This window comes from Martelella sp. UBA3392 (assembly GCF_002358775.1).
Taxonomy (GTDB): domain Bacteria; phylum Pseudomonadota; class Alphaproteobacteria; order Rhizobiales; family Rhizobiaceae; genus Martelella; species Martelella mediterranea.
The window spans coordinates 1-12,067 of record NZ_DEPM01000260.1 but is presented as its reverse complement, the minus strand read 5'-3'; the positions used below and the strand labels follow the sequence as shown (position 1 = coordinate 12,067).

At 63.1% G+C, this 12,067-nt stretch carries 9 protein-coding genes and 1 pseudogene; 7 read left to right on the top strand and 3 right to left on the bottom strand.

Annotated features, from left to right (window positions below):
- Both B4E36_RS20345 and B4E36_RS20340 read right to left on the bottom strand, forming a co-directional pair.
- On the bottom strand, positions 1–1,040 hold a 1,040-nt coding region (locus tag B4E36_RS20345), incomplete at its 3' end, for a nucleotide sugar dehydrogenase (RefSeq protein ID WP_345900751.1).
- A 243-nt stretch (positions 1,041–1,283) separates the two neighbouring features.
- Positions 1,284–3,059, bottom strand: a complete 1,776-nt coding sequence (locus B4E36_RS20340; RefSeq protein ID WP_414673795.1) for an IlvD/Edd family dehydratase — start codon at positions 3,057–3,059, stop codon at positions 1,284–1,286.
- 299 nt (positions 3,060–3,358) lie between these two features.
- Here B4E36_RS20340 and B4E36_RS20335 point away from each other — a divergent pair, with 299 nt between their 5' ends.
- Complete coding sequence (locus B4E36_RS20335; RefSeq protein WP_292055161.1) at positions 3,359–3,970, top strand: hypothetical protein; 612 nt, start codon at positions 3,359–3,361, stop codon at positions 3,968–3,970.
- 236 nt (positions 3,971–4,206) lie between these two features.
- Complete coding sequence (locus B4E36_RS20330; protein WP_292055162.1) at positions 4,207–5,475, top strand: mechanosensitive ion channel family protein; 1,269 nt, start codon at positions 4,207–4,209, stop codon at positions 5,473–5,475.
- Between the two features lie 28 nt (positions 5,476–5,503).
- Here the strand turns inward: B4E36_RS20330 and B4E36_RS20325 are convergent, their stop codons facing one another.
- Complete coding sequence (locus tag B4E36_RS20325; protein ID WP_292055163.1) at positions 5,504–6,298, bottom strand: DUF1206 domain-containing protein; 795 nt, start codon at positions 6,296–6,298, stop codon at positions 5,504–5,506.
- 405 nt (positions 6,299–6,703) lie between these two features.
- On the opposite strand from B4E36_RS20325, the gene B4E36_RS20320 reads away from it, so the two are divergent.
- The 5 genes and pseudogenes from B4E36_RS20320 to B4E36_RS20300 form a co-directional block, all read left to right on the top strand.
- Positions 6,704–8,047, top strand: coding sequence for an ABC transporter substrate-binding protein (locus tag B4E36_RS20320; RefSeq protein WP_292055164.1), 1,344 nt, complete (start codon positions 6,704–6,706; stop codon positions 8,045–8,047).
- 73 nt (positions 8,048–8,120) lie between these two features.
- Positions 8,121–9,419 carry a carbohydrate ABC transporter permease gene (locus B4E36_RS20315; RefSeq protein WP_292055165.1) on the top strand — a complete coding sequence of 433 codons (1,299 nt, stop codon included), beginning with the start codon at positions 8,121–8,123 and terminating at the stop codon, positions 9,417–9,419.
- Entirely contained in the window at positions 9,419–10,666 is a 1,248-nt protein-coding gene (locus tag B4E36_RS20310) for a carbohydrate ABC transporter permease (protein ID WP_292055167.1), read from the top strand. Before B4E36_RS20315 ends, B4E36_RS20310 begins: the two co-directional genes overlap by 1 nt.
- A 2-nt stretch (positions 10,667–10,668) precedes the next feature.
- The gene (locus B4E36_RS20305) at positions 10,669–11,958 is read left to right on the top strand and encodes an MGH1-like glycoside hydrolase domain-containing protein (RefSeq protein ID WP_292055168.1); all 1,290 of its coding nucleotides are present in this window, start codon (positions 10,669–10,671) and stop codon (positions 11,956–11,958) included.
- Between the two features lies 1 nt (position 11,959).
- Positions 11,960–12,067: pseudogene (locus tag B4E36_RS20300) on the top strand (ABC transporter ATP-binding protein); the annotation flags it as partial.

The following is a 12,067-nucleotide window of genomic DNA, read 5'->3' as shown; positions in this document are numbered from 1 at the left end:
CCGCCATCCAGAAGCCGGCTGGCGAGCGCCGCCAGCGGGCTTTCGCGCAGATCGTCCGTGCCCGGCTTGAAGCTGATGCCGACCATGCCGACCGTGCGCCCTTCAAACCGCTTCACCAGCGCCTCGGCGCGGACGATCTGGTTCTCGTTGGCCTCCAGCACGCCTTGAAGCAGCGGCGCGGCCACATCATTGGAATTGGCGAGAAACCGCAGCGCCCTGAGGTCCTTGGGCAGGCACGAGCCCCCGAAGGAGAAGCCCGGACGCAGGAAATAGGGCGACATCGCCACCTCGTGGTCCGAACAGAGGATCTTCATCACCGCCTGGCCGTCGACGCCGACGCTCTTGGCGATATTGCCGATCTCGTTGGCGAAGGTGATCTTGGTCGCGCGCCAGCTATTGCTGGTGTATTTGATCATCTCCGCAGTCTTCATGTCGACGGCGTGATGTTCGCCCGGCAGCGCCGCGTTGAGGTCGCGCAGCATCGTCATCGTCGGATCATCCATCGCGCCGTAGACGATCAGGCACGGTTCGAAGTAATCCGCGACCGCGGTGCCCTCGCGCAGGAATTCCGGGAAATAGCCGACGCCGAAATTCGCGCCGGCCTTCAGCCCCGAGGCGCGCTCAAGCTCCGGCACGCACACGCTTTCCATCGTTCCCGGCACAAGCGTTGAGCGCATGATGACGCTGTGATGTCCCTTTCGTTCCGCCAGCGCCGCGCCGATCGACCGGCAGAGCGCCGTGACATAGGAAAGCCCGATCGCGCCCGTATCCTCGCCCGGCGTGCCGACACAGACGATCGAGACATCGGTGTTCAGGATGGCTTCGGCGATATCCGTGGTCGCCGACAGCCTGCCGGCCGCGTGATTGGTCGAGACCAGCTCATCGAGACGTTCCTCCACGATCGGCGTGCGCCCGGTATTGATGGAGGCGACCTTGGCGGGATCGATATCGACCGCGACCACCTGATGACCCTGCTCGGCGAGGCAGGCCGCGGAAACGGTGCCGGTATAGCCGATGCCAAACACGCTTACTCGTACCACATGACCCTCCTTTGGGTCTCAACATCCGGAAGCCAATTTCGCGCCCGGAAAACACACTCTGACAGTTTCGCTGCAACCGCATCGCCCGCGCGACCGAGCCACATTCAACGGCACACTTACCTACAGCGCTGTGGTCGCCCGGAAAATGGCGACCGCGCGATTGTCAATAGCTTGTAGCCGCAATTTCTAAAGATACCGTATTCATGGTTGCTTTTTAACCCTCGCCCGGTTTTCCATGCGCGTTTAGTGATTGTGGCGAGGCGGACGGCGGGCGATATCGCGAAACTCGTCCGCGCCGGCGATCGTCCCGCCGTCGGAGAGTTGCGTCACCGTCTGACGGTAGAGCCGCTGCCACGGCGTGGCGTCGTCCGGCACCTTCGGCAGGCCCTCGGTCTTGCGTCTCTCGATTTCAGCGTCGTCGACCAGCGTGTCGCAGCGCCCCTGGTTGAAATCAATGCGGATCGTGTCGCCATCGCGCAGGAAGGCGAGACCGCCGCCCGCAGCGCTCTCGGGCGACGCATTGAGGATGGAGGGGCTGTCGGCCGTGCCGGACTGACGGCCGTCGCCGATTGTCGGCAGGCTGGTGATGCCCTTTTTGATGAGATGGTCCGGCGGCTGCATGTTGACCACCTCGGCGGAGCCCGGCCAGCCGAGCGGCCCGGCGCCCCGGATCACCAATATGGTGCGTTCGTCGATGCCGAGCGCCGGATCGTTGATGCGGGCGTGGTAGTCCTCCGAGCCGTCGAAGATCACCGCCTTGCCCTCGAACACGCCCTCATGGCCGGGCTCCATGAGATAACGCTTGCGAAAGGCATCGGAAATCACGCTCATCTTCATGATCGCGAAGTCGAAGAGATTGCCCTTCATTACCAGAAAGCCCGAGCGCTCCTGCATCGGCCTGTCGTAGGGCAGGATCACTTCGCGATCGACAGCCTCGCGCCCTTCGAGATTGTCGGCCATGGTCGCGCCTGTGACCGTCGGCGCGCCGCCATCAAGCTTGCCGGCCTTCAACAGTTCCCACATGATCGCGGGCACGCCGCCGGCGCGGTGGAACCGTTCGCCGAGATATTTGCCGGCCGGCTGGACATTGGCGAGCAGCGGTATGTCATAGCCATGCTCCTGCCAGTCCTCCGGCTTCAGCTCTACCCCGGCGTGACGCGCGATCGCCGCCAGATGCGGCTGGGCGTTGGTCGAGCCGCCGATCGCGGCATTGACGCGGATGGCGTTGAGAAAGGCTTGGCGGGTGAGAATATCGAGCGGACGGATATCCTCGTTGACGAGTTCCACCGCACGGCGACCGGTACGATAGCCGACCTGGCCGCGCTCGCGATAGGCCGCCGGGATCGCCGCCGAGCCGGTCAGCGACATGCCGAGCGCCTCGGCCAGCGCATTCATGGTCGAGGCCGTGCCCATCGTGTTGCAATGGCCGACCGACGGGGCGGAATCGAGCGCCGCCTCCAGAAACTCCTCGCGCGTGATCTCGCCGGCGGCAAGCTTGCGCCGCGAACGCCAGATCACCGTGCCGGAACCGACAAGCTCGCCTTCATGCCAGCCGTCGAGCATCGGGCCGCCGGAATAGACGATCGCCGGAATGTTGACGGTCGCGGCGGCCATCAGCGCCGAGGGCGTGGTCTTGTCGCAACCCGTCGTCAGCACCACGCCGTCCAGCGGATAGCCGTAAAGGATCTCGACCAGACCGAGATAGGCGAGATTGCGGTCGAGCGCCGCCGTCGGGCGCTTGCAGTTTTCAAACAGCGGATGGGAGGGAAACTCGATCGGAATACCGCCGGCATCGCGAATGCCGTCGCGCACCCGGCGCGCGAGATCGAGATGGTGGCGGTTGCAGGGATTGATGTCGCTGCCGCTCTGGGCAATGCCGATGATCGGCCTGCCCGAGCGCAGTTCCTCCGGCGTGGTTCCATAGTTCATGAACCGCTCCAGATAGAGCGCGGTCATATCCGCGTGGTCCGGATTGTCGAACCAGTCTTGTGAACGCAGGCGGCGATGCGACATTTTCATTGTTCTCCCGATAGAGCTTTCCTCAGCCGCAAAGTGGCGAAACTCTCCGCCCCGGTCCACGGGCAACGTGCAGATTTCCGACTTTCTCCCTTCGAAAAAGGCCGTTGCCGGGCACTGCCACGACCTGGGATCGGTGCGCCAAGCCGAAAAAACAGGCCGGTTGCGGAACGTTCGCGGCGTCAAGCCGTTGTACCGGATATCAATTTCAATCGGAGCAGAAAAATGAGTGGTATTATTTATCTCGTCGGTCTCATCGTGGTCGTCATGTTCATCCTGTCCGTTCTTGGGCTGGCGTGATCATGAGTGATATTGATCACAAACCCGTAACCACCGCCGCCGCAAGGCCGGGCGTTTCATACATCGAATGGGGCGCCGTTTTCGCCGGTGCAGTTGTTGCCGGCGCGCTGACCGTGGTGCTGACGCAGTTCGGCGCCGGTATCGGCCTCGCAACCGCCGACCCCACGCTTGAAGACGGCCTCACCTGGGGCATCTTCCTCGTCGGCCTCTGGCTGGTTCTCATCCCCTTCGCCAGCGCCAGCGCCGGCGGCTACGTCGCAGGCCGCATGCGTTCGCATTTCGGCGACGGCACCGCGGATGAGAGCGAATTCCGCGACGGCATTCACGGCATCGTCGTCTGGGCGCTCGCCACCGTGGCGATGGGCCTTGCGGCCGGATTTTCGGCGGCAGTCTCGTCCGCTATGGCCCCTGCCGCAGCGGATCCGGAAGTCAGCGCGGAAATGATGCAGCTGATGCAGTCCGCCTCCACGATCACCGCCTTCGCGGCCGGTGCCGGCGCTGTTCTCGGTGCGGCAGGCGCATGGTTTGCGGCTCTTGCCGGCGGCAACCACCGCGACGAAGGCATTGCGATCTCGGCCTTCCGCGGCCCGTTCTTCCGCCGCACGCAGCCGTAAGCATGGAAGCCAACGCCACAAGAAAGGGCCCGCAGAGGGCCCTTTTTCCTACCCTCCTGCGGCGCGCCCGCGGGATTTTGTCGTTTTGCGCCGGTTCAGTCGCTGGCGGACAGACAGCGCGATGCAACAGGATTCTTGGATGCATCGCCGTCGCCGCCCTCATCCTGCTCTCGCCGGCGTCTCCCTCTCTCGCACAATTGACGGAAGAGCCCACGCAGGGAGAGAGCGCACAGACTGTGCCGGGCAATGCCGATGCCGCCGCAGACACCGCCATCCGCAACCGGCTTGAGGGCATTTTCGGCCAGATCGAGGGACTGTCGACGATCGACGTTTCCGTGCATTACGGCGTTGTGACGCTTGGCGGCGAAGTCCAGGAGGCCCAGCTCGCAAGTCGCGCCAGGGAGCTTGCCGGCAGCCTTGAAGGCGTCGTCGCCGTCAATGGCCGGATCATGGTGGAAACCTCGCTCGGCGAACGGCTGGAGCCGGTCTATGACAGGCTGGAAGACCGGGCCGCACAGGCGCTCAGCTACCTGCCGCTGCTGCTGGTGGCCTTCATCGTCTGCATTGCCGTCATCGTCTTCGGCCTCTATCTCGCCTCGCGAAGCTGGCCGTGGTCGCGGATCGCGCCGAATGCCTTCATCGCCGATCTTCTGCGCCAGGTCGTCAGGATCGTCTTCTTCGTGATCGGCGGCGTTCTGGCGCTCGATATTCTCGGCGCGACAGCCCTGCTCGGCACGCTGCTGGGCGCGGCCGGCATCGTCGGTCTCGCCGTCGGTTTTGCGGTGCGCGACACGGTGGAGAACTATATCGCCAGTATCCTGCTCTCCATCCGCCAACCATTCCGACCCAAGGACCTCGTCAAGATCGACACATTCGAGGGTTTCGTCATCAGTCTGACCTCGCGCGCCACCATTCTGATGGAAGTCGACGGCAACCACATCCGCATTCCGAACGCCACGGTGTTCAAGAGCGCGATCACCAATTATACCGTCAATCCGCAGCGCCGCTTCACCTTCGAGCTCGGCGTCAGCGCCGACAGCGATCTCGACCTGGCCCTGAAGATCGGGCTTGAAACCATCGCGGGGCAGGACTTCATCCTCGATGACCCCGAAGCCGATGCCTGGATCGAGGAACTCGGCGATTCCAATGTGGTGCTCTATTTCGTCGGCTGGATCGACCAGAGCAGCACCAACTGGGCCAAGGCGCGATCCGAGGCGATGCGGCTGGTAAAGCGCGCGCTCGAGTCCAATGGCTTCTCGCTGCCGGAGCCGATCTATCGCCTGCGCTTCGACGATGATGACCTCAAATCGGCGCTTTCCGGTTTCTCCGGCACCGAGGAAAAACCGGTCGCTCCTGCTCCCAAAAAGGTCCGAGAAGAAACGGCCACACCGCAGAACACCGATATCGACCCCAGCCTCCAGCGGCGCATGGAGCGGGAGCGCCGGTCTCGCGGCCGCGGCGACCTTCTGAGCGAGACCGCGCCGACCGAGTTCGAAAGTGAGTAGAGCGAGGAGGGTCCCGGCCTCCCTCGCCTCAGGCATCCTCGATATTGATCTCCCGCCAGATCGCCTCGGCAAAGGAATAGGCGGCGAACATGATGACGCCGGCGCCCATGGCGGCAAGCAGGATGGCGCCGAAGGGGAGCCCCTGGATGAACTCCATCGCCTCCTTGATGCCGGGCGTGCCGGAGGCATCGTCGGCGGTAAGGCCGCGAAACACCAGCATGACCGACAGGATCGCGAACACCGCGCCGCGCGCCATCAGCCCGGCGATCGAAATCGGATGGACATAGGCCATCACCTCTTCCGACGCCCTCAGGTGATCGGCGTATTTCCGCTTGAGCGCCTTGACCCAATGGGCGATCGCGACGCCGGCGAAGATCGCCGCAAGGCCGAGCGAGACAGGCCGCGAGCCGATGAAACCGGCAATATACTGAGCCGGCGACTGTCCGCCGCCCTCGCCGCCGGAGCCCGAAAACGCAATCAGCGACAGCGCGTAGAAAGCGAGCACGGTATAGGTAAAGGCGCTGGCCAGAAGCCCGGCCCGCACGGCAAGCCCGGTCGGCTTGGTGCCATGCTCATCGGGATCCATGACCGACTGGAACAGCCGCCATACCGCGTAGCTGACGAGGCCGATGATCAACAGCGCGATCAGCACCGTCCCGAAGGGCTGGCCCAGCAGCGTCTCCAGCGCGCCCTTGGTATCCTTGTTCTCGCCGGAGCCGATGGCGGCCAGCACCGCGAACAGTCCGATGATGGTGTAGACCATGCCCCGGGCAAAATAGCCCGTGCGGGCCAGCGGTTTCAGCCATCTCGCGCCTTGCACCATGCGACGTTCCCCAATCCTGTTTTGCGTGGATAGACAGTGAGCCAACGTGCGGCCCGTGGCTTTGTTCCTCACGCGGGCATCGGTCCCAAGCCCCCAGACCAAAGTGGCAAAGGGCCGAAATGCCGCCGCGCCTTGACCCCGTGTCGCTTTCGGCGCTACATTTTGCCTAAGAAGCGGTCAGGCGTATTTTTTGTGCAACAAAAGACGCGCCCAACGCGTTAGGGAGGGTGATTCACCTTCGGTGAAGACTGCTTTTCAAAGCGAAACGCCGACCCGGTGCTCCGGGCCGCATCTGATGGATTTTGCCAACGACACCGGGACAGGGGTCGCCCCGGTCGATCGCATTTTTGCCCCGCAGGAGTTCGGCACCGGCACGCCGCCGGTTGAAAATGAGGGAGGACTTATATGTCGACTTTGAGCAAACTGACCGCCGCTCTGGCGCTTTCCGCCAGCACCGCAACCATGGCGCAGGCCGATACGATCCGCTTCTGGACCACCGAGGAACAGCCGGAACGCCTCGCCAAGCAGCAGGAAATCGCCGATCAGTTCCAGGAAGCGACCGGCCACGAGGTTCAGGTCATCCCGGTGACCGAGACCGATCTCGGCACCCGCGCCACCGCCGCCTTTGCCGCCGGCGACCTCCCGGACGTGATCTACCACACCGTGCAATATGTCCTGCCCTGGGCCGAAGCCGGCATTCTGGACGTCGAAATCAACGACGAGATCGTCAACGATCTCGGCATCGACACCTTCGCGCCCGGCGCGATCGAAATGGCGCAGTTCGAGGGCATGACCGCTGCCGTGCCGGTCGATGGCTGGACGCAGATGATCATCTACCGCAAGGACCTGTTCGACGAGAACGGCCTTGCCGCGCCGGATTCCTACGAGAATATCGCAACGGCGATCGAGGCGCTTCACAATCCGCCGGAAATCTACGGCTTCGTCGCCGCCACCAAGATCGACGACAACTATATGAGCCAGGTGCTGGAGCATGTCTTCCTCGCCAACGGCGTCACCCCGGTGGACGAAAACGGCTTCAAGCCGCTCGACGAAGCCAAGACCATCGAAGTTCTGGAGTTCTACAAGACGCTTGCCGACGCCTCGCCCGCCGGCGAACTCTACTGGGACCAGTCGCGTTCGCTCTATTTCAGCGGCAAGGCGGCGATGGTCATCTGGTCGCCCTTCATCCTCGATGAGCTCGCCGGCCTGCGCGACAGCGCGCCGCCGACCATCAACGACGATCCGACCTCGACCGAGCTTGCCCAGAAGACCGATGTCGTCACCACCTTCTCCGGCCCCTCCAACCCGGATGGCGCGGCCTGGGCCGATATCCGCTATCTTGGCGTGACCGCTGATGCCAATATCGATGTCGCCGCGGATTTCATCAAGTTCTCGATGGATGAGGGCTACATGAACACGCTGTCGATGGCGCCGGAAGGCAAGTTCCCGGTCCGCCGCGGCACCGCCGAGGAGCCGACCAAGTTCGTCGACGAATGGGCGACGCTGCCCGTCGGCGTCGACCGCAAGGCACCGCTTGCCGATGTCTATCCGGAAGAAACCGTGCAGAAGATTGTGACCGGCCTTGAAAGCGCCAATCGCTGGGGCGTGAAGGAAGGCCAGCTTGCGCTCGCTTCCAAGGTGGTCAACAGCCAGATCATCAATCAGGTCGTGCGCCAGTACATCGACGGCGAGATCGACGGTCAGCAGGCCGTCGAGAAGCTCAATTCGGAGCTTGGGGCGATCAACTGATTTCCCTTGAGGGCAAAACCGCCGGGCGGCCTTTGACAGTCGCCCGGTCGACCCTATCTCCGGAACCGATTGCATGACAGACACAACCGAACCGATGCCGAAAGGGCCGCCGAAGACCATAGGCCGCATGGCCAGGCGCGAGATGCGCTTTGCCTATTCCATGCTGGCGCCGACCTTCCTTATCGTGCTCGCCGTCGTGCTGATGCCGCTGATCGCCAATTTCTGGATCTCGTTCAAGCCGGTTCAGCTTTCCGACCTGCGCCCGCCGCAACTCAACATCAATGAGCGCATTCGCGGCGATATCGAGAACGCCGGCGATGCCGTCGAACTCGAATATCGCCTCCGCAACACCTCGCAGGATGCCTCGATCTACGAGGCGGGCTTCGTCGATATCGTTCCCGATGGCCTGAAGGTGACCGGCGTCGACGAGCGCTGCAAGGTCGAGGACCGGCAGGTGAGTTGCACGCTTGGCGATCTGCCGCCGAAATTCCGTGACAGCATCCGTCTTCAGGTGATCGCCGACACCGCCTATCTGCAGACGCCGGTGAACCCGCGCGACAGCGATCCGGCCCCCTTCGGCAGCGCAGAAAACATCCTCACCAATTTCGAGTTCACGCTCGACAATTTCAGGCGCATCTTCTCCTCGCCGGATTTCTGGAAAGTGCTGCGCGTCACCTTTTATTACACCGTCTTCGGCACGGCGAGCGCGCTGGTGCTGGGCCTGTTCGCCGCGCAGCTTCTGAACCAGAGTTTTCGCGGCCGCACCGCGCTGCGCGGCCTGTTCCTGTTTCCCTATGTCGCGCCCGTCATCGCCGTCGCCTTTACCTGGGTAATCCTGCTCGATCCCTATTCGGGCACGCTCAACGCGCTCTTGGTGCGCTCGGGCATGATCGGCGCGCCGGTCGATTTCTTCGGCCAGCGCGATATCCCGATCTCCGTGTTCGGCCTCACCTTCAATTTCCCGGTGGCGCTGACGACGGTGATCGCGTTCGAGGCGTGGCGCTATTTCCCGCTGTCCTTCCTGTTCATCCTGGCGCGCATGCAGGCGCTTTCGACCGATGTCTACGAGGCGGCCGAAATCGACGGCGCGACGCCGCTGCAGCAGTTCTGGTACATCTCGCTGCCGCAGCTTGTCGGCATCCTGGCGGTGCTGTTCCTGCTGCGCTTCATCTGGACCTTCAACAAGTTCGACGACATCTTCCTTTTGACCGGCGGGGCTGCGGGAACGCGCACGCTGACGGTCGATGTCTATGAGCAGGCTTTCGCCGTCTCCAATCTCGGCGCGGGTGCCGCGGTCGCGGTGGTGGTGTTCGTCGTGCTCTTGGCATTCGCGCTGCTGTTCTTCAAATTCTCACCGCAGGACGAGGGATGATGCGTATCGGAACCGGCTTCATCGCCGCCATCCTTGTCGGGGCCTTCTGGGGCGCGGTCTGGATGGTGGTCATCGGCCTGATCTACACGCTGTTCGCCGGCGAGCCCAGCGCGCCGCAGGTTTGGGTGGCGTCGCTCGCCGGTGCGATCGGCGCGGCGATCTACATCCTGTCGCCGGTGAAGACCCGGGACCGGCCAAAAGCGCGCGGCACAAGGCTTCAGGCCGTCATTGTCATTGCCATCTTCGCGGTGCTGATGCTCGTGACCTTCGGTGAGCCTTTCGGCCTGTCGCTGCTCTACACCACCGCCTATCAGCTTGTGGCGCTCGTCGCCTTTATCGCCGCGCTCACCTGGTCGATTGTCGCCGTCCTCCACGATCAGCCGGCCGGCAATATCGGCCGCTATCACCTGGAAGTCGTGTTCCTGCGGTTCATGAAAGGTCTCGGGCTGACACTGTTCACCATCGTCGTGGCGCTGCCGTTCTACGTCATGGTGATGACCAGCTTCAAGAGCCAGCAATCGCTGGTCGCGAACCCGCTCGACCTTTCGATCGATCTGTCGCAGGGGCTTTCCGGCCTGTTCCGCTCCTATATCGAGCTGTTCACCACCTATCATTTCGGAACGTTCCTGATGAATTCGGCGATCGTCTCGGTCGCCACCGTCGTGATCACGCTGGTGTTCGCGGTGCCCGGCGCCTATGCGGTGGCAAGACTGCGCTTCCCCGGCCAGAACTTCCTGTCGCGCTCGATCCTGCTGATCTACATGGTGCCGGCCATCGTGCTGGTGATCCCGCTCTATTCGGCCTTTTCCCAGATCGGCCTCAGGAATTCACTGTTCGGCCTGATGATCGTCTATCCGGCGACCACCATCCCCGTCGCGCTCTACATGCTGCAGGGCTATTTCCGCGGCCTGCCGTCCGAACTGGAAGAGGCCGGGCTGATGGACGGGCTGAAGCGGCCCGGCGTGATCATGAAGATCACCCTGCCTCTGGCGCTTCCCGCACTCGCCTCGGTCGCGCTCTACGTCTTCATGATCGCCTGGAACGAATTCCTGTTCGCCTTCATGTTCCTCGACGACATCAACATGTTCACGCTCTCGCGCGGCGTCGTCTCCCTGAACTCATCGGAAGTTCCGCGGCAGCATCTGATGGCGGGCGCGGTGATCGCGACCGTGCCGGTGCTATTCGTGTTCCTGTGGTTCGAACGCTTCCTGGTGGCGGGCCTGACCGCCGGCAGCGTGAAAGGATGAGCATGCATAGATCTCTGAAACAACAGGCCATCGACATTCTCCGCATGAACGACCGCGGCGGCTACACCGTGCCGACCGCACGGCTCTACCCCTACCAGTGGGAATGGGATTCCGTGTTCGCCGCCCTCGGCTTTGCAACCTTCGACCGCGACCGGGCATGGCAGGAAATCGAGACTCTGTTTTCCGGCCAGTGGGCCGACGGCATGGTGCCGCACATCATCTTTCACAAGACCGACCCGGATTACTTTCCGGGCCCGGAAATGTGGAAATCCAACACCGTGCCCCCCTCCTCCGGCCATTCCCAGCCCCCTGTTGCGGCAAGCGCCATGCTGACGATGATGAAGACCGGCGGCGAAATGGACCGCGCGCGGGCCAAGGCGCTGTTCGAAAAGCTCGTCCGGTGGCACCGCTGGTTCCACACCTATCGCGACCCGGATGACACCGGCGTCGTCGGCATCATCCACCCCTGGGAATCCGGCCGCGACAACTGCCCGGACTGGGATATCGGCATGGCTGAGGTGGCCGTGCCAGAGGACCTCGGCGACCTGCCGCGCCGCGACATTACCCATGTCGACCCCTCCGAACGGCCGACGGCGGAGCAGTATAACCGTTACCTCGCCATCGTGAAATTCGGCCAGGAATGCAAATGGGACCACCTGGAGATCGCCCGGAACGGCCCGTTCTTCATGGTCGACCCGTGTGTCCAGTTCGCGCTGATGCGTGGCGACCGCGACCTTGCCGAACTCGCCGGCGAATTCGGCGAACCCGGTATTCGCGACGAGGCGGAAAGCTGGCTGAAGCGTTCCAAGGAAGGCTGCGAAACCTTCTGGAGCGAGGAGGTTGGCGGCTTCGTGGCCAAGGACTTGCGCTCCGGCGGGCTCTCGACTGCCTTTACCAATGCGTCGGCCATGGCGCTCTACGCCGATGCCGGCACGCCTGATCAACAGGCCCGCTCTGTCGCCGAAATCGCCGCCATTCTCGCCAACTGCAGCTATGGTTTTCCGAGCTGGGACCCGCGCGACGAGCGGTTCGAAAGCCGGCGCTATTGGCGCGGGCCGATCTGGTCGGTCGTGAATTACATGATCGCCATTGGCCTTGCCGAAAAGGGCGAGACGGCGCTTTCCGAACGGCTTCGGGCCGACACCCGCAAGGCGGTGGAAAAATCCGGCTTCTACGAATATTTCGACCCGCTTTCGGGCGAGGGTCTGGGCGGCAAGCTGTTCACCTGGACGGCGGCCATTCATCTCGCCTGGGCCATGGGCGACGACATGCTGCAGGCTGAAGGAGAATGATATGGGCTCCATAAAGCTCGATAACGTGGAAAAATGGTTCAGCGACCTGCAGGTCATCAAGGGCATCGACCTTGAGATCGGTGACGGCGAGTTCGTGATCTTCGTCGGC